17 protein-coding genes are annotated in these 17549 nt (G+C 41.8%); 11 read left to right on the forward strand and 6 right to left on the reverse strand.

The features are described 5' to 3' along the window. Window positions 1–193: 193 nt before the first annotated feature. Window positions 194–868 (reverse strand): DUF6515 family protein, encoded by a 675-nt coding sequence (locus R2R71_RS00400; protein WP_316829258.1) that lies wholly within the window; start codon window positions 866–868, stop codon window positions 194–196. A gap of 305 nt (window positions 869–1173) precedes the next feature. On the opposite strand from R2R71_RS00400, the gene R2R71_RS00405 reads away from it, so the two are divergent. From R2R71_RS00405 to R2R71_RS00420, 4 genes are all read left to right on the forward strand, one after another. Then, window positions 1174–1503 carry a hypothetical protein gene (locus tag R2R71_RS00405; RefSeq protein WP_316829259.1) on the forward strand — a complete coding sequence of 110 codons (330 nt, stop codon included), beginning with the start codon at window positions 1174–1176 and terminating at the stop codon, window positions 1501–1503. A gap of 186 nt (window positions 1504–1689) precedes the next feature. Then, window positions 1690–4929, forward strand: coding sequence for a carboxypeptidase regulatory-like domain-containing protein (locus tag R2R71_RS00410; protein WP_316829260.1), 3240 nt, complete (start codon window positions 1690–1692; stop codon window positions 4927–4929). Window positions 4930–5113: 184 nt separating this feature from the next. After that, window positions 5114–5995, forward strand: coding sequence for a hypothetical protein (locus R2R71_RS00415; protein WP_316829261.1), 882 nt, complete (start codon window positions 5114–5116; stop codon window positions 5993–5995). 110 nt (window positions 5996–6105) lie between these two features. Then, window positions 6106–7116 carry an amidohydrolase family protein gene (locus R2R71_RS00420; protein WP_316829262.1) on the forward strand — a complete coding sequence of 337 codons (1011 nt, stop codon included), beginning with the start codon at window positions 6106–6108 and terminating at the stop codon, window positions 7114–7116. Between the two features lie 26 nt (window positions 7117–7142). Here R2R71_RS00420 and R2R71_RS00425 read toward each other — a convergent pair whose 3' ends face one another. Next, window positions 7143–7412 carry a hypothetical protein gene (locus tag R2R71_RS00425; RefSeq protein ID WP_316829263.1) on the reverse strand — a complete coding sequence of 90 codons (270 nt, stop codon included), beginning with the start codon at window positions 7410–7412 and terminating at the stop codon, window positions 7143–7145. Between R2R71_RS00425 and R2R71_RS00430 the strand changes: the two genes are divergently transcribed. Then, window positions 7398–7724 (forward strand): family 16 glycoside hydrolase, encoded by a 327-nt coding sequence (locus R2R71_RS00430; protein ID WP_316829264.1) that lies wholly within the window; start codon window positions 7398–7400, stop codon window positions 7722–7724. The genes R2R71_RS00425 and R2R71_RS00430 overlap by 15 nt on opposite strands. A 123-nt stretch (window positions 7725–7847) precedes the next feature. Here R2R71_RS00430 and R2R71_RS00435 read toward each other — a convergent pair whose 3' ends face one another. The 3 genes from R2R71_RS00435 to R2R71_RS00445 all read right to left on the reverse strand — a co-directional run bounded on the left by R2R71_RS00435 (window position 7848) and on the right by R2R71_RS00445 (window position 9416). Continuing rightward, the gene (locus R2R71_RS00435) at window positions 7848–8366 is read right to left on the reverse strand and encodes a hypothetical protein (protein WP_316829265.1); all 519 of its coding nucleotides are present in this window, start codon (window positions 8364–8366) and stop codon (window positions 7848–7850) included. A 7-nt stretch (window positions 8367–8373) separates the two neighbouring features. Then, entirely contained in the window at window positions 8374–8544 is a 171-nt protein-coding gene (locus tag R2R71_RS00440; protein ID WP_316829266.1) for a hypothetical protein, read from the reverse strand. A gap of 596 nt (window positions 8545–9140) precedes the next feature. Then, the gene (locus R2R71_RS00445; RefSeq protein ID WP_316829267.1) at window positions 9141–9416 is read right to left on the reverse strand and encodes a hypothetical protein; all 276 of its coding nucleotides are present in this window, start codon (window positions 9414–9416) and stop codon (window positions 9141–9143) included. Window positions 9417–9964: 548 nt separating this feature from the next. Between R2R71_RS00445 and R2R71_RS00450 the strand changes: the two genes are divergently transcribed. The 4 genes from R2R71_RS00450 to R2R71_RS00465 all read left to right on the forward strand — a co-directional run bounded on the left by R2R71_RS00450 (window position 9965) and on the right by R2R71_RS00465 (window position 14000). After that, the gene (locus tag R2R71_RS00450; RefSeq protein WP_316829268.1) at window positions 9965–10198 is read left to right on the forward strand and encodes a hypothetical protein; all 234 of its coding nucleotides are present in this window, start codon (window positions 9965–9967) and stop codon (window positions 10196–10198) included. A gap of 76 nt (window positions 10199–10274) precedes the next feature. After that, window positions 10275–10496 (forward strand): hypothetical protein, encoded by a 222-nt coding sequence (locus R2R71_RS00455; RefSeq protein ID WP_316829269.1) that lies wholly within the window; start codon window positions 10275–10277, stop codon window positions 10494–10496. A gap of 82 nt (window positions 10497–10578) precedes the next feature. Continuing rightward, window positions 10579–11784: an HlyD family secretion protein gene (locus R2R71_RS00460; protein WP_316829270.1), complete on the forward strand. Its 1206-nt coding sequence runs from the start codon at window positions 10579–10581 to the stop codon at window positions 11782–11784. Then, window positions 11781–14000, forward strand: a complete 2220-nt coding sequence (locus tag R2R71_RS00465; RefSeq protein ID WP_316829271.1) for a peptidase domain-containing ABC transporter — start codon at window positions 11781–11783, stop codon at window positions 13998–14000. Before R2R71_RS00460 ends, R2R71_RS00465 begins: the two co-directional genes overlap by 4 nt. 392 nt (window positions 14001–14392) lie before the next feature. Here R2R71_RS00465 and R2R71_RS00470 read toward each other — a convergent pair whose 3' ends face one another. Next, window positions 14393–14656 carry a hypothetical protein gene (locus R2R71_RS00470; protein ID WP_316829272.1) on the reverse strand — a complete coding sequence of 88 codons (264 nt, stop codon included), beginning with the start codon at window positions 14654–14656 and terminating at the stop codon, window positions 14393–14395. A 333-nt stretch (window positions 14657–14989) separates the two neighbouring features. Here R2R71_RS00470 and R2R71_RS00475 point away from each other — a divergent pair, with 333 nt between their 5' ends. Together R2R71_RS00475 and R2R71_RS00480 are read left to right on the forward strand one after the other, a co-directional pair. After that, window positions 14990–16354, forward strand: a complete 1365-nt coding sequence (locus R2R71_RS00475) for a PAS domain-containing protein (RefSeq protein ID WP_316829273.1) — start codon at window positions 14990–14992, stop codon at window positions 16352–16354. 200 nt (window positions 16355–16554) lie between these two features. Continuing rightward, on the forward strand, window positions 16555–17124 hold the full coding sequence (locus R2R71_RS00480; protein ID WP_316829274.1) for a dihydrofolate reductase family protein: 570 nt from the start codon (window positions 16555–16557) through the stop codon (window positions 17122–17124). The last annotated feature ends 425 nt before the right edge of the window (window positions 17125–17549 follow it).

Here is a 17549-nt window from a genome sequence, read left to right on the forward strand (position 1 = left end):
TTAAAACTTTTCCGGCATGACTACTTTAGCGCAGGCATCCTTTTGTGCTAATTATGGAATAGAATTGGTACAAGCGGGCACTTGCGCCGGATGAGCGTGTGATTTATCGGGGACTTTGTAGCCAAATGCTATTTCAACAAAAAAGACCATCCGGTAATGGAATGGTCTTTTTCAGCTGTTAATACTAAATCACTCAGGCTAAAACCACACGGTAAAACCGTTCATCGCCCATTTTAATCTTTTCCAGCTGCAGGCCTGAAGGGGTTACCCAGTATTTCCTCCCATCCACATTCATCTTTTTTGCCCCCGAAGGTAATTTCGCTACCACATCTCCGATAAGGGGTCTTAAATGGCCCTGAATATCGAGGTCTTTTGTGTTCAACCTACCATCTCTACCGGCAACCATGTAGGTTACCAGTCCATCTGCTTTATTTAACTGTACATAATATACATTGCCATAGGCGAGGTATGCTGTTCCGTTAATCATTACCGGGCGGCTGTCGTCGGGTATTACAGGAACCTCCGCACCTACAGGAGCTTCAATTACCTGATAGCCCTTATCAGCAGCCTGCTGATAAAATTGGCCGCCATAATAGAAATAGGGATTAGCACCATAGTAAAACGGATAATAGCCATAAGGCAGGCTTCCCAGCCATAAGCTACTGTTCAACCCTACATAAGGGTTGTAATACGGTCTTACTACCGTTCTGATACCACCGCCATAATACGCACGGCTGATGCCTCCACCGAAACTTGCATGCACACCACCTCTAAATCCACCACGTTGCGCCTGGGCAACGTTAGCTGCACTTATCACCAGTAAAGCAACCATTGATAAGCTTGGGATTACATTTTTTAACCTTTTCATCTTCTTAAATTTTAAAGCCTTTAAATAAAAAAGCATAACCAGGCAGGTATACCGTTTTGGCGCTCATTTATTGGGGCTGTTAAATCATGATTAAATATAGTTTGATGAAGATGAACTTTTGATGAAGCCATTAGGAGTCAGGTGCACAGTTGCCCAGCCTTATTAATCTTCATTATTTCTTCATTTTCTTGTTAGAGTTTTGTAACGGATGATAAAGTTCCTGAGCGGACTGCTTTAATCCCTTTTTAATTCCTTAACAATAATTTTGAAGCATATACAATCAGTGCATAGATCAAAATAAATATATGGGACTTAAGGCGATTAGGGAAAATAAAATAGCGGGCATAATAGATGCACTTGAAATACTGGAGAAGGTAGAGCTGGAAATGGGAAAGGATAATCTTGACAGCTGGGAATTAAAGGACCTGAAAGTTAGGTTGCTCGACAAGCATAAACGTTATCAGGAAATGCTCCTTGCCATTGAAGAACAGATTAATGATTTTGAACGCTTGTACAGACAGGTTAGAATGAAAGTTTTACCCTCGAAGCTAAAGGCTTTAAAAACGGAGCTCTCTTCAGAAAGTGAACAGTTTTTACGATTAAAGACAATAATACAACAAACGTATAGATACTAATCTGCCTTAAACAAGCTCACATACCACCCATCATAACGGCCCAATAGCGGGACGCAGAATCCTTATTGTTATTTATTTATTAATTCAATATTTTATTACCATTAATTTAAAGTAATAATTTAATTACCTGTTAACAATTTGTTAATATTTAGACTGTTGTTTTGCTTCAAATAAAAACAACAGAAAATGAAATCACGTGTACTATCTCTCATTAGTATTTTCATGTTACTGGTTATTTGTGCAAAAGCCCAGGTAACCACTTCCAGCATTAGCGGAAAAATTAAAGACAGTAAGGATGTTATTCCGGGCGCAACCATAGTGGTGCTGCACGTACCAACAGGAACGGTATCAAAAGCTTCGTCGAATGAAAATGGTATTTACCGTATCGGCAACCTTAACCCCGGAGGCCCTTACAAGATTACTGTTACTTATATCGGCTATGCCGGTTCGACAAGGGAAAACATCTACCTTACGTTGGGATCAGACCAGAAAGTAGATGTTAACCTTGAAGAACAAGGTAACCAACTTGCAGAGGTAAGCGTTAAAGGGCAGAAAGGACCAACTAAAAAGGGTGCAGGCACAAGTATAGGTGAGGGGCAAATCAAAAGCCTGCCTACCATGAACCGAAGCCTTCAGGATGTTACCAGGGTTACTCCGCAAGGTAGTAAAGACAATACCTTTGGTGGTACCAACTTCAGGTATAATAACGTAACCATTGATGGTGCCATTAATAATGATGCCATAGGTTTCAGCCCATCTTTAGGTGGGCAGAGCGGTAGCTCGGGTATGCCGGGAAGCAGCACGCGAACTAACCCCGTATCACTTGATGCGATTCAGGATGTAACCGTATTGCTTTCTCCTTATGATGTTAAGGTTGGAAATTTCCTTGGTGGCAGTATTAATGCGGTAACCAGAAGCGGTACAAACGAAGTAACCGGTTCGGTATACGGATATGGAAGAAATGCATCATTAATCGGCAGGAATAAAATTGGCGATAACTCGAAAGAACCATCATCATTTCATGATTATCAAACCGGTTTCAGGGTAGGTTTTCCGCTAATAAAAGATAAATTATTCTTTTTTACCAACGAGGAAATTACCCGCCGTCAAGACCCTGTAATACTTGGTGCAGGTTCGGCAGATATGAAGTTGTTAAGCTTGTCGGAAGCACAGCAGATATCTGACTACATGCGTACGGCATACGGTGTTGATGCAGGCTCGTTCGGCGATTACAATATCTATTCACAATCGAACAAGTTCTTTAACCGCTTAGACTGGAATATTAATGAAAACAACCAGTTAACCATTCGTAACAACACTATACTTTCCAAGGCAACCAATCTTGAACGCGATCAGTTGAATTTCAGGTTTGGTGGCATAGATTTCAAGCAGAACAACAACCAGACATCTACAGTGGCTGACTTAAAAACACGTTTTGGCAATTCGGCTACCAATAATTTAATCGTAGGTTACTCAACCGTGCACGATTTCCGCGATCCGCTATCAAACCCTGCATTACCTCAGATTGAAATCGCATCAAATGGGGGTACCATATTCTTAGGCACCGACCGTGAAGCCAGTATTTTCAACATGAAGCAGAATACCTTTGAGTTTACAGATAATTACACTTTCAGTAAAGGCAACCATACCTTTACCATTGGTACCCACAACGAATTTTATAATATTAATTACGGATTTGTGAACTCCTGGAACGGTCGTGTAGCTTATAGCAGTATTTCTGATTTCTTAAATAACAGGCCAAACCGTGTACGTACAAGCTATAACTACGACGATAATACACGCGACAATATCATAGCCAACCCAACCGCCCGTTTTAATGTAAACATGTACAGTGTTTACGGACAGGATGAAATCAGGATTGGTGATCGTTTAAAGCTGACTCCAGGATTACGTTTCGATATGGCAAACCTGCCAGACATGCCATCCATCAGCTCGAAAACAACGAACTCACCGGTTGATGCAAATTACGGAACGACTTACACGTATACCCAGCCATCTGCCATTAGCGGAAAGTTCCTGAATAAAGTTCAGGTTTCACCACGCTTAGGCTTTAATTTCGATGCATTGGGCGACCAGCGTTTAACGGTTAGGGGCGGAACAGGTTTATTTACCAGCCGTATTCCTTTTGCCTGGATTGGTTATGCTTATTATAACAACGGGGTAAACTATGGTGCTTTCGATAAGAGTTACAGTTATGGTGCTACACCAGTTACACCTGTAGCCGGAACAGATCCCATCCGTGATGCCCTGACTGGTAACGGAGAAGCCGGCTATGTAGCTAAACAAGGTACAAATGTTAAGGATGCCTCTGGTGCTACACAGGTGGATCTGGTAGACAATAATTTTAAAATGCCGAAAGCCTGGAGAAGTAACTTAGCTTTCGATTACAAGACCGATAACCAATGGAAATTTACAATTGAGGGTATTTTCAGTCAGGTAATCAAAGATATTCAGTTCCAGCAGATCAATTATGTTGATAATCCAAAGTATATGATCTACGATACACAGCATCAGCAGCCAATCTATTCGGGTTCGAAAATCAATAGCTTATATACCAATGCTTATTTACTGTCAAATACCGATAAGGGCTACAAATATAGTTTAACTGCACAGGTAAGTAAATCAATTCCGATGGGCCTGGATTTCATGGTTGCCTATACTTATGGCCGATCGAAAGACATAGCCAACGGTATCCGTAACTCTATGGAAAGTAACTGGCAGCTGAACCAATCGTTAAGCCCTAATAATCCGTCGCTGGCCTATTCTAACTTCGATATCCGTAACCGTATTATTTCAACCCTCAATTATCGCTTAGACTGGGCTAAAAACGGTAAATACGTGTCTAATTTCTCGTTGTTTTTCAGCGGACAGTCGGGCTCGCCTTATTCTCTTGGTTTAGTGAATACCCGAATTAACGGTACAGGACAGACCGTAAGTTTACTGTACGTTCCGGCAACAGGTGAAACCACTAAGTTCTTTGCCAATACACCAGCCGGAATTGCACAGGCTGCCGCATTCGATGCCTATATCGATGGTGATAAATATTTATCAACACGCAGGGGCGATTTTACAGAACGTAATGGTGCGAGAACACCATGGAATGTACAAGCCGATTTCCGCTTTGCTCAGGACATACAGGTAGCAAAAGGAAAACACCCACATGTACTTACCTTAACTTATGATATCATCAACCTGACTAATCTTGTTAATAAAGACTGGGGTGTACAATACTTTTCTCCGAACACCTATAACTCGATGGCCAGCATGGGAATCAAGGTAACTACTGCCGGAACGCCAACAAGTTATCCGGTATATACTTTTTCACAAAATGATGTAACTTCTTATGCAAAAGATTTCTTCGGATCTCGTTACCAGATGCAGTTAGGCTTAAGGTATTCTTTTTAAGCAGCAACTTAAATTAAGAAAAGCGCAGGTTATCGCCTGCGCTTTTTTTGTTTTCAGCAGTTTTAAGCAAGGCTTTCCTGATGCTGATTGTCTTTTGCTGTTCTTCAGGGCAATACGTAGCGGCTTCATGTATTATTCATCATCGATATAGAATTTTAATAATTATTTAATAAAGAATAGCTATATGAAATGTTGTTACACAGTTCTTTTGTTCCTTTGTTTCGGTATGTTGTCATCAGCTGATGCACAAACCCTGCCCGACAGCAGCAAAACAAAAAACCATTCTTACTGGCTTGGTTCGGTAGATTACCTGAGCAATGCCGTTTATAATGGCCGTAAAGATTCCGTGGCCATTCCTTACCTCAGTGCAACTTTTGGTTATTACCATAAAAGCGGTTTATACCTTAGCGGGAGCGCTTCCTACCTTACCAGTGACCATGTATTTGATCTTTTTTCTATTGATGCTGGCTACAACTGGGAAATTTCAGATCAGTTTTCCGCCAGTTTCAATGCAGACAAGCCCTTTTACAATAAAAGCAGTACAAACATTGCCGCCGGAATTAAGGCTAGCCTGGATGCAGCCTTAACCTATGATACCGATATTATTACCGCGGAGGCTACCTTTTCTACTGTTTTCTCAAAAAAGACCGACCTGCTGCTGACCGGAGCCTTAAGCCATTTGTTTACGGCAGAAGGGAAAGATGATGATACCTATTGGGGGATTGAACCTACATTAACTGCGAATCTGGGTACACAGCATTTTCTGGATGAATATAAGGCCAGAAACAACAAGAGAAAAACTATATCGGCCACGAGTTCAACCGTGTCGGATGGTGGCAAGTTTCAATTGCTTGATTACGAGTTCTCATTACCCGTAAGCTATAATTCCAGGTGCTGGAGCATAACCTTTTCACCTGTATATGCGATCCCGAAAAACCCGGTAACTTCTACCACCATACTTACAGTAACCAGCGCCGCAAAAACCCGCACACAAATCACAACCGATACTGAGCAGCTTAAAAATGTATTTTATGCGCAACTGACATTCGACTTTAAATTCAGGTGAGTCAGGGCAGAACCTTTATGTTTGCGACCGATGTTTTTCATAAAAAGTGCTGCTTAAGATTTGTTGGTTTATTTGCAGGGAAATGATTAGCTTTATTTATATAAAATGCTATGAGACAGCTCTTAATTTCTTTTCTTGTGCTCTATGTTAGTACGGCATATGCGCAAACCAAACGGCCTTTGCCTATTATTGATATGCACCTTCATGCCATTGGCGCAGAAGACCAGGGGCCACCACCTTTAAAAATCGGGGCACCTTACGAAAACTTTGGAGCCTTTGACCCAAAATCAAGTTATCCCGAAGCGTTTATCGGGGCCATGAAATCGGCTGAATGGAACCAAAGTAGCGTAACTTCTCCTTTAAACGATGCGGATCTGCAAAAGCAAACCCTGGCCCTTTTAGAAAAATATAATATTTATGCTGTTACCAGCGGCGATATAAAGAAAGTGCTGACCTATCAGCAGACAATGCCACGTCGAATCATCCCAGGCGTGTACTGGGATTTAGCAATGGCTAGAAAGGAGAAACTCGACGTCGATTCGCTCAGCAAGCTTTTCAAGTCGGGGGCTTTTAAGGTATTTGGTGAGATTGCCGTGCAATACCAGGGGATATCTCCATCCGATCAGGCGGTAGAACCTTACTTAAAAATGGCCGAATCGCTTGATGTTCCGGCGGGCATACACCTGGGGACAGGGCCTCCGGGAAATGCTTACCTCACCGGTTCAAGGGCAAAACTTGGCAGTGCACTGGTACTTGAAGATGCCCTGATAAAACACCCCAAATTACGTGTGTATGCCATGCATGCCGGTTGGCCCATGCTCGATGATATGCTGGCCATGCTCTATGCTTATCCGGAGTTATATGTAGATCTGGGTGTAATCAATTACATCCTGCCACAAAAGGAATTCGATTATTATCTTGGTCGAATGGTGAATGCAGGCTTTGGTAAACGCATTATGTACGGGTCAGATCAAATGGTATGGCCGGGTGCAATAAGTGTGGGGATTAAGAGGATTCAAACTGCCAGTTACCTGAATGAACAGCAAAAAAGAGACATCCTGTTCAATAATGCCGCAAGGTTTTTGAGGTTAAGCCCTGAGCAAATCAAAGCCATGTATTAACCAGGTTTAAGATCTTTTATTTTGCTTTAAAGCAGCGATGATTTTTTCTTAATCTTACTCAAAAATTCAGGGCTGATGCCCAGGTAAGATGCGATTTCAGTGGCCGGCAACCTGTTAATCAGCCCGGGGTATTGCTTTTTAAAATTATGGTAACGTTCATCGGCTGTATAGCTGATGTTGTCGAGCATCCTGTCCTGGTAACTGATTAACTTATGCTCAAAGATAATCCGGAAATTATGATCGAATTTATGGTAATTACTGTACAGGTACAGTAAATCCTGGTGGCTAATCTGCATCACGGTTGTAGGTTCGAGCGAAATCATACCATACAATATTTTGCTTACCCGGGTTATAGTCCCGATAATTTACGAAGGGATAAAAACGGGGAATATGAAAGCTATGCCGATATCGGCCTTAATGAATGGATTAAAGTCAGGATTGAAGTGTCGGGCGAAAAAGCATCGCTATACATTAACGGACAGAAAAGCCCTTCATTCATCGTTAATAAACCCTTGGTTAAGCCGGCAAAAGGAGCAGTGGGCTTATGGGTTGAAATCGGTACGATTGGCTATTTCCGGAATATAAAGGTGAGGGCAAAGGATAATTAACCGGATTGCATCTGGCATATACCAGCACAATGAAAAATCGTCCATAACATTTGAGCAGGCTTCAAATGTTATGGACGATTGGTTTAAAAAGGGCCGGATGGAGAAAATTAATCCTTAAGCAGCTTACCTGTGTCCACCTCTTCTGTTGTTGTCTTTACCAGGATTCCTTTCAGGACGATCGTTTTTCTGATTGCCATTTTTATTTGACTGTCCCGGTCTGGTATTTTGTTGCAGGTTTCTGTTGCCTGCGTATTTTGCCTCTTTGCTGTCGCGGATTACCTGCTGTTTACCATTATTATTTTTAAACTTACCGTACTGTGCAATATGTTTATTGTGTGATAAATAAGGTTTTGGTGTATTCATCACAACTTTATAGCCACGGTAAAGGTCGTAGTTGGCATATCTTGGCGGAAGGCTGTTCTTCCATACCCAGGCACCGTTGTCGAGATAAACATATTGTTTACCCGGTACATAATAGTAAGCGTCTATATCAGGCAGGTAGTAATAATCTACATGATCGTAACCTGTTGGTCCCCATGATGGTTGCTGACCAATGTTTATGTTTAAACTTACCTGTGCCTTTGCCGGAATGCTGTTAATGGAAGCTACTCCCAGTAAAACAGCGAATATCATTCTTTTCATAATTGTTTTATTTATACCAGGTATATTTCAAACAAACGGCCAGAATAAGGCCTTTCCGTAAAAATGAGGCGAATCTTGTTGAAGGTGCCGACGAAATCCTCGATTGTGTCGACGAGTAAAATGCTGATAAGCGCAGGTTTTTAAGTTTCTGCCAGGGCTTGTTTTGAATTACAGACACTTCAGTAGTTTAATTGGTTATTGGTCATTGGTTAACTGGTCATTGGTTAACTGGTCATTGGTTAATTGGTTAACTTGTCATTGGTTAATTAGTCATTAGTCATTGGTCATTAGTCATTGGTTAACTGGTTATTGGTTAATTGGTTATTTGTTTAATAACTCCTCTATTACGCTTCAGTGCAATAAACATATACAGCTAACCAAGGGGAACTAAATAACAACAGTATCAAAATGGATGAAGGGGTGGACTTGAGGTGGATATAAGTCGGACTTGATATGGACTTGAGGTGGACCTGAAGGAGGTGCATTTTTTACAGGGAAGCGATGGAAATTGTCAGTTGAGTGTGATCTGTCCTGTTCACACTAATATAAGAAATTCTGACTGTTAAACAAGATTTATGGCGTTTTAGTTAACCTGACTGTTTCATTCTTACTTCAAGGGTGAAAATAATTGAAGAGCAAAATTTACTTAGCCAGGTTTTTAAGGTTCAGTTAAGACTTGTTTTATTTTTTTAGACAGGGGGATAAAATTCCCTGCCAATTTTTTATTAGTACAATTTGCTTAATCTTTTTTAAGGAAATGATAAAACAACATACTTAAATAGCTTGTTGAGCTGCAGCCAGAGCGCCCAGGTATACAAAACTGGCAAATGCATTTCCTGATACTGTTTTAACTATTCCAGTAAAGCTATTAGGGTAATCGCCAACTGACTCCCAGGTATCCTTAGCTGCTTTGGCATAAAGTAGTAAATCAGTATTATCATGAACTAAAAAGATCATGGAGTTGTCACCATATATACTACTACGGAAACTATCGATAAATTGTGTCCGGTAGTAATCAGCTGGAATTTTATTTGGATCGATATTATACATTGCTTCTTTATTAAATTAAAAAAGATTAACAGCAATATCGTCTGAAATGTTTACCCTTACAATACAACTTGTGGCGCTTTTTCAGATCCGTAGCTTTCTGAAGAAGATTTTATAATTAAGTTGCTGCAAATACCTTAAGGATATTCTTAACCTCAGTGGAGTTCATGACCTATAGGGTTTTCGACCTTATCAGGTTAGCGGAATTGTTTTTAATGGTTCAGCTATTTTTCGATCGTGCAGCTATTGATTCATCACAGCATTTCAAGCCTTTAGTATGTGCTTTCCGGCTGAAATCAGACTGTTATCCATCAAATTATGGCTTTATACTTAAATGAACGCAGGCGCCCGCGTTTAACGTTGTTTGCCCGTAACTTATTGTAAATGAATCACAACCTCAGGCTTTAATCTATTCTGTAAAGGGTTTGCTTACTGGCCATACGGGAAAACCTATTCTACTTTTTCTTCGTTTCTATAATAACACTGCGCAAGTGGTGCAGGGGTAGCCGAAAACCTCAAATAGAGTAGGCAAAAATTAAAATTAGAACGTTATGAAACTTCAAGAGTTAAATTTAAACGAAATGAAAGAAATCAACGGTGGTGGTTTATTAGGTGGCAATGATTCATCTAGTTCAGGTGGATTACTAGGCTCAATCGGAATTGGTAATTTATTATCATTCTCGAACGAAACACACGACGGAGATGAATCGAGTAAAACCGAATTCTCTTTAGGTAATAACATTGGTGGAAGCTTAGAAGGCTTATTCAAAAGTTTAACCAGCTAATTTGAATTAAACCTCAATCTGATAAAAGGTCCTGATTAACTCAGGACCTTTTTATTAACCACAAAATCTTATTATCATGGAAAAATTAAGCATCAGCGAAATGATCACCACGAATGGCGGAGGCAGCAATCAAAGCACCTCAATTGCGGCAGTAAGTTCAACAGAAAGTTTGCTTGCCATCAGTTTTGAATATAGTAAGGGTGATGAATACCATAAAACCGAAATTTCATTAGGAAATGATATCAATTTGGGCTTGCTTTTTAACGCATCTGGCAGTAAAGCCCGATCAGTAGTCTAAAAAGTAAGATTAGCCTCTCCACGGAGGCTATTTTGCCTTTAATAAAACCAAAAGGGCTGTTTTTCGTATATAATCATAGGATATGGATAGCGACAAATATATATTTCCAAAGGAGATTATCGAAAATACGGCAGAATACCACTTCCATTCGCATAACTCCCGCACTAAAATTATTTACCAGTTATTGTTGGTTTGCTTAAGTGTGGCCTTTATCGGCATGTTTTTAATCCGTGTGGATGTAAACGTTAAAAGCTCAGGCCTTTTTCGCCCAACTGTTGAGCGCAATGAAATCAAACCACTAATCTCCGGCAGGATCGACTCGCTTTTCATTAAAGAAAACATGCATGTCAAAGCCGGTCAGGTATTGCTTACTATCCGTAAGGAAAACATAGAGAGCCAGGACGAATTGAATACCTTTCAGCAAACGGATGTAGCCGATCAGCTTAATGACCTTGGCTTACTCATTAATGCTTACCGCCGCAACGACTGGTCGAAGAAACTGCCCCTCAAATCAGGTGTTTACGGACAGCAGTATAGCCTGTTCATGCAGCGGGTAACCGAGGCCAAAGCCCGCTATCAACTTGCCCTTAAGAACTTTGAACGCTATGCTTATCTTTATAAGCGTCGTGCTGTTTCGGCCCTGGAGTATGACGAAGTTAAACTAAAGAAGGACAATGTGTTTAACGAGCTTTCCCTTATTGGGGAAGAGCAGGGAAGCAAATGGCAAACCGAACTCAATCAGTTAAACATCCAAAACCAGCAGCTCGGGGCAAAGGATAAACAATACAGCGAAGAAAAGGCTTTCTATACCATTAAAGCACCATTAAGCGGTACCGTACAGGAACTTAAGGGCATCCAGCCCGGCAGTTCTATTTCGGCCAACGAAATCCTCGGTGAGATTTCACCCGATTCCGGCCTGATTGCCGAAACCTATGTACAACCTAAAGATATTGGCCTTTTACGCATTGGTACCCGGGCAAGGTTCCAGATTGATGCCTACAATTACAATGAATGGGGCATGGCAAGCGGAAAAATTATTTCCATTTCAAGCGATATTTTCATGCAGAACGGCGGTCAGCCCTTTTTCAAGGTTCGCTGTATACTTGATAAAAATAATCTTAAACTTAAGAACGGTTATACCGGAAGGATAAAGAAAGGCATGACCCTCCAGGCACGCTTTTTTGTTACCCGGCGTACCTTATTCCAGCTGCTTTACGATAAAGCAGACGACTGGCTCAACCCGAACGTTATTCCCCAAGCCAAAGAAACCACTTTGAGCCGCCTATGAAATCAGCATCATTCTTCGATAAAATAAAGGCCAGATTCACCTTTGGCAGAGCCGCAAAAAGAACCATTGTTAAACAACATGATGTAACGGACTGTGGCGCAGCCTGTCTGGCTTCCATTGCCTTTCATTACGGTCTGGATATGCCCATTGCCCGTATCAGGCAGTATGCATCGACCGATAAAAAAGGCACCAATGTACTGGGGCTTATTGAGGCCGCAACGCGGCTGGGTTTATCGGCTAAAGGGGTTAAAGCCGACTATGAGAACCTGTTCAATATCCCGCTTCCTGTAATTGCGCATGTTATACAGAACCAGCTACCACATTACGTGGTCATCTACAGCATTCATTCCGACTATGTTGAAATTATGGACCCGGCTTACGGGGAAATGCAGAAAATCCCACACCAGGAATTCAGGCAAAAGTGGAGCGGCGTGCTGGTGTTGCTCTTGCCGGGCGATGATTTTACGGCAGGAACAGAGCGCATCTCGCTCGAAAAAAGATTCCTTTACCTCCTCATGCCCCACCAGTCGGTTTTACTTCAGGTTTTGGTAGGGGCTGTTTTTTATACCATTCTGGGCCTTTCTACCTCTATTTTCCTGCAAAAGATTGTAGATAATGTTTTGCCCGAAGGCAATACCAATTTACTGAACCTGATGGGTACGGTAATGATTGTCATTATCCTGATTCAGCTCTTTATTAATTATGCGAAAACGTTGCTCACCATTAAAACCGGCCAGCAGATTGATGCCAGGTTAATTTTAGGTTATTATAAACACCTTTTGCGATTGCCGCAAAGTTTCTTTGATACCATGCGGGTGGGGGAAATCATTTCGCGAATGAATGATGCCGTAAAAATAAGGGCCTTCATTAACGATGTGCTCATTGGTTTTGCAGTAAATGTATTCATCCTTATTTTCTCTTTCGTGCTCATGTTTACCTATTACTGGAAACTGGCGCTGATTATGCTGACTGTTGTACCGCTGTATGCGCTGATTTATTATTTCTCCAATAAACTTAACCGCAGTACACAGCGGAAACTAATGGAAAAAAGTGCCGACCTGGAAAATCAGCTGGTCGAATCTGTTAATTCGGTAAGCACCATCAAACGTTTTGGCCTGGAGAACTTTGCTAACCTGAAGACGGAAATACGCTTTATCGAACTGCTCAAAACCGTATACACTTCAGGAACAAACTCCCTGCTGATTGGCAATGCCAGTAGCCTTGTTTCAAGCATTTTTGCTGTCATACTGCTCTGGGCAGGTGCAAGCTTCGTTTTGCAAAACCTCATTACCCCCGGAGAGTTACTTTCATTTTATGCCATCATAGGCTATTTTACCGGTCCGGTTATCGGCCTGATCGGGATGAACAAAGTATTTCAGGATGCCCGTATTGCCGCCGACAGGCTTTTCGAAATTATGGACCTGGAGCGGGAAAAGACCGAGAACCGCACGGAGCTTACGGCCGATATGATTGGCGATATTGCGTTCAGGCATGTGAACTTCCGTTACGGTACAAGGGTTACCGTATTTGAAGATTTAAGCCTAATTGTGCCCAAAGGTAAGATTACCGCCATTGTTGGGGAAAGTGGCTCAGGCAAAACTACTTTGCTGTCGCTGCTGCAAAACATATACCCGCTACAATCCGGCCAGATTATGCTGGGCGAATTTGATATCAATTACCTGAGTAACGAAAGCCTTCGCAAGCTGGTGAGTGTGGTGCCACAGGACGTACACCTTTTTGCCGGCAATGTAATTGACAATATTGCTGTCGGCGAAATGGAGCCTGATTTCAAAAGAATTATTAAAATTTGCGGACAGCTTAATATCCTTGATTTTATTGAGCAGCTACCTCAGGGCTTTGAAACTTACCTGGGCGAGAATGCTACCAACCTCTCAGGCGGGCAAAGACAGCGCCTGGCGATTGCCCGTGCCTTATACAGGGAACCGGAAATCCTGATCCTCGATGAAGCGACTTCTTCGCTTGATTCTACCGCTGAAGAATATATTCATAATGCCATCTCGCTCTTGCGTGAACAGGGAAAAACCATTATCCTGATCGCTCATCGCTTAAGTACGGTGGTTAGTGCAGATAAAATTGCCGTTTTAAATAAAGGTGAGTTGCTGGAAGAAGGCAATCATTCGCAATTACTTAAAAAGAAAGGCGCTTATGCAGCGATGTGGCAGAAACAGTTTCCTTTGCTTACTGAAGCTAAATAATAAGGAAGCTAACAGGTTCCAACTTTAATTTTGTTAACAAATCTGATTATGGTTATTCGGTTTCAGCGGCAAATACCAAGGCAAAATCATTGCCGGCTAAGCTATCTTCTATACTACCTTTAGCTATTCTCTATCCAATTGCTATTGCTTTCCTATCCTATAGCTATCCCATAACAGTATATTGAAATTGCGTTTTAAAGGAGATGCAAGCAAGCCCCAAGCACTAAGCAATAGCATAAGGATAGGAGATATATGTTAATTAGCCCGGCTATGGTTAGGCATAAGGATATTTCAGCGTGGTACAAAAGTTCGGGCTGTTGTGTATGATTGTATAATTCGCTTGCTTTAATTGCACCTGATCCGGCGCAAGTAATGGCTTTTAAATTCAAAGATTATTCCGGTGTATGGGCAACAAAATCTTTCCAGCTGTGATAACCGGCATAGCGGCTCAGGATATCCATAATAACCAGCGGTGGATTGCTATTTGGCAGACCAAAGCCAAAAAAACTTTTCAGCGTATCCGGCGAAATATAATCGTTAGTGAAAAGGAAAATTTCGATAACGAGCTGTTTAAAATCATCTGCAGCAGTAAGCAAGAGGCCGGATTTACCACGCAGCTCATTTTTAAGTGCTATTATTAGGTTTTCCCTGTACATCAGTAGCGTATGAATTTTGAATCAGTCTTAGGTTTTCATAAAACCAGACGCAAATCCCGGAAAATCTTGCCTCGAGAGTAGCTTATTGACATATTTACGAGAATGAACAATGAATGGTTTGCTTAATCCGAAACAAGGATTTCCGGAAGCATTTTTACTGTTCATCCAGCCCGATAATAAACCCTGTTTAAATGGATTGTTAAGGCTGGAAATAATCTAAATCCGATTTGAAATTTCGGATGACAATTTCAAAAAAAATCTATAGGTTTATATTAATATCTAAGCCATTAGCGCTCGCCCTATATCTTATAATATACACCTAATTCATAGCATATGGCAGAGGTAGTGGAAGCCCCGTTTTCGGGGCGCAATGAAGAGGAGCGGTTAGCTGCCCTGGACCGGTATAAATTAGCCAGCAGTCCATCCGAACATGGTATACAAGACATCGCCGAACTGGCCTGCCAGGTATTTGATATGCCAATTTGCTTAATCGCATTAATCGGGCGAAACGATGTTTTTTTTAAAGCTAATATTGGATTTGGAAAAGAAAAGTCGGAGCCGAGATCAGCTAAGCTCATCGGTAAACTATTAACCGATGAAGTATTGATTATGGTTCAGGGTGAACATGAGCTGTTAAGTTTTTGCGCAGAGGACACAAGCCAGATTAAATGCTTTGCAGGCGCAGCACTAATAGCGCCCGGCGGTCATAATATCGGTACGCTTTGGTTAATGGATCATGAGGTAAAGCTGTTTGATGAAAAGAAAAGGAGCCTGCTGGCCAGGTTTGCCAGGATTTTTCTCGACAGAATGGGACTCTGGCTGGTTGCAGCTGAAGAAGTAACGATAAAAGCGCACAACAGGCAGTTGACGAGCCGTCATGAAAAAGCAAAGGAAAAAGTATCGCACCTGATAGAATACCAGCAGGCGATTACAGCAGCCAATACGGTGCTGGAAAACGTGCTCGATAGTTATGAACAGATCTTTCTTGAGGCACCAATGGCCATGGGTATCTGTTCTGCAGGAACTAAAAATCTCTGGCAGGCTAATCAATCGCTCGTCAAACTTTTTGGCAACCCGGCTACACTCCTAGATGAACGTCTGGATCAATTAATACTGGATATTGATGGGCAGGATTTTGCCGCACTACTTGATGAGGTAAATCTAAAACGAGTTCCTTTCCATGCCAAAGAAAGTAAACTCCTGATCAGGGAGGGGGATGGGCAAAGGCATATTTTCGCTAACCTTTCCCTACAACCCGTTGGAAGGATGGGGGATGAGCCGGAAAACATTATGTTTATCATTGATGACATATCAACACTTGTATTTCTCCGCCAGGTAACCGAGGAGGCCAATAAGGTACTTCTCAATGCCATCGAGGATACCAGTCTGGGTTATACCATCGTAACGTTTGAGACGGGCGAAATGAGCCCCAACAAGCAATTTAAAAAGAATTATGGCTATTTACCTGAAGAGGAATTTACCTACACAGACCTGTTTGAAGCCATGTTACCCGCCTATCGGGATACCATTAAAGATGAGGTGCAAAAAGCTATAGCCACTAACAGCATTTACCAGGCGCAATACCAGGTGCGCTGGCGTGATGGTTCTGTGCACTGGATCAGGGCATATGGTAAACCGATGTACGATGCTAATGGCAAAGCCTCGCACATCATTGGTTTAAACAAGCTTATCGACTGAAATTTCTCAGACCTGGCACAATCTTGCGCCAGGTTGTGCCGGAATGAGGCTAATGCATTATCGCTATCCTTTTCTTAAGAGCCGTTTGTCATGTCGCTTTTGCCCATATTTACAGTCCTGTCTGGCCTTGCATTTTAATAGGATTTTAGTCCATATTTGCAGTTATAAGGGCCAAAGCTTAATATTGGCACTTAAACATTATGGGAAAAATAGTACTTTTTATGCATGTCTCGCTCGACGGTTTCGCCTCGGGACCAAATGGGGAAATGGACTGGATCGTTATCAATGATGAGGTGTTTGATTATGGGTCAAAGCACATCACTGCCACCAATACTGCATTGTACGGTCGCAAGACTTTTGAAATGATGGAAGCTTACTGGCCGACAGCAGCGGATCAGCTCAATGCATCGAAGCACGACATCGAACACTCGGCCTGGTATGCCAGTGCCAGAAAAGTTGTGCTTTCTAATACACTTGATGCCGGTGATTTTGAAAATACAACCGTAATCGGAGCAGACTTTGTTTCTGTGCTGAAAAAGCTAAAGAATGAGGTTTCGGGAGATATCCTGTTGTTTGGAAGCCCTACAGCGGCGCATTCGTTGCTTTCAGTTAGGCTGATTGATGCGAGCTGGATCAATGTGAGTCCGGTGCTGATCGGCAAGGGTGTTCCTGCCTTTGCAGCTATTAAGGACCGTATGAAAATGAAACTTGTGGATACACATGTGTTTGAGTGCGGTGTGGTTTCGTTGAGGCATGAGGTGGTTCGATAAGTTTAGTCGTAATTTTTTCGGGGCTTTTGGTTTAGGGTGGTTTAGGTGTTTCAGGGAAAGTGTATTGTGGTAGATTGCATATTCCGATGAAAGTTTACAGTCTATTCCGAAACAAACTGGTCAAAGATTTGTTGTCCGAATTTCTTCTTTAGTATCTCTTTTCCACTCAACAGCTAAAGGGGTCGGCAGCATATCTTTTTCTCTTTAATCCTCCAGTATCCTGGTTTTGTTTTCAGCCGGTTTCGCATTAGAAGGTGGCTGTTGTCACTCACCAAATTATAATTCACTTGTGTTTTATGTAAATTACTGAAAGCATTGGCGATTTACAATAGTAAGCATCGTCATAAATGTTTTCAACAAACCATCTTGCCAATAGCTCCCGGCTCATCTGGAACGGGTAGAGGGGATGGTCGAAACTCATTGCA

Origin of the sequence: Pedobacter aquatilis, from assembly GCF_032678405.1 — a bacterium.
Lineage (GTDB): Bacteria > Bacteroidota > Bacteroidia > Sphingobacteriales > Sphingobacteriaceae > Pedobacter > Pedobacter aquatilis_A.

What these genes read in the sequence shown, in the direction of transcription:
- R2R71_RS00475 (WP_316829273.1), top strand. Translation starts at nt 14,990, where the DNA reads ATGGCAGAGGTAGTGGAAGCCCCGTTTTCGGGGCGCAATGAAGAGGAG.
- R2R71_RS00410 (WP_316829260.1), top strand. Translation starts at nt 1,690, where the DNA reads ATGAAATCACGTGTACTATCTCTCATTAGTATTTTCATGTTACTGGTT.
- R2R71_RS00400 (WP_316829258.1), bottom strand. Translation starts at nt 868, where the DNA reads ATGAAAAGGTTAAAAAATGTAATCCCAAGCTTATCAATGGTTGCTTTA.
- R2R71_RS00455 (WP_316829269.1), top strand. Translation starts at nt 10,275, where the DNA reads ATGGAAAAATTAAGCATCAGCGAAATGATCACCACGAATGGCGGAGGC.
- R2R71_RS00435 (WP_316829265.1), bottom strand. Translation starts at nt 8,366, where the DNA reads ATGAAAAGAATGATATTCGCTGTTTTACTGGGAGTAGCTTCCATTAAC.
- R2R71_RS00415 (WP_316829261.1), top strand. Translation starts at nt 5,114, where the DNA reads ATGAAATGTTGTTACACAGTTCTTTTGTTCCTTTGTTTCGGTATGTTG.
- R2R71_RS00450 (WP_316829268.1), top strand. Translation starts at nt 9,965, where the DNA reads ATGAAACTTCAAGAGTTAAATTTAAACGAAATGAAAGAAATCAACGGT.
- R2R71_RS00465 (WP_316829271.1), top strand. Translation starts at nt 11,781, where the DNA reads ATGAAATCAGCATCATTCTTCGATAAAATAAAGGCCAGATTCACCTTT.
- R2R71_RS00425 (WP_316829263.1), bottom strand. Translation starts at nt 7,412, where the DNA reads ATGCAGATTAGCCACCAGGATTTACTGTACCTGTACAGTAATTACCAT.
- R2R71_RS00480 (WP_316829274.1), top strand. Translation starts at nt 16,555, where the DNA reads ATGGGAAAAATAGTACTTTTTATGCATGTCTCGCTCGACGGTTTCGCC.
- R2R71_RS00420 (WP_316829262.1), top strand. Translation starts at nt 6,106, where the DNA reads ATGAGACAGCTCTTAATTTCTTTTCTTGTGCTCTATGTTAGTACGGCA.
- R2R71_RS00460 (WP_316829270.1), top strand. Translation starts at nt 10,579, where the DNA reads ATGGATAGCGACAAATATATATTTCCAAAGGAGATTATCGAAAATACG.
- R2R71_RS00470 (WP_316829272.1), bottom strand. Translation starts at nt 14,656, where the DNA reads ATGTACAGGGAAAACCTAATAATAGCACTTAAAAATGAGCTGCGTGGT.
- R2R71_RS00405 (WP_316829259.1), top strand. Translation starts at nt 1,174, where the DNA reads ATGGGACTTAAGGCGATTAGGGAAAATAAAATAGCGGGCATAATAGAT.
- R2R71_RS00445 (WP_316829267.1), bottom strand. Translation starts at nt 9,416, where the DNA reads ATGTATAATATCGATCCAAATAAAATTCCAGCTGATTACTACCGGACA.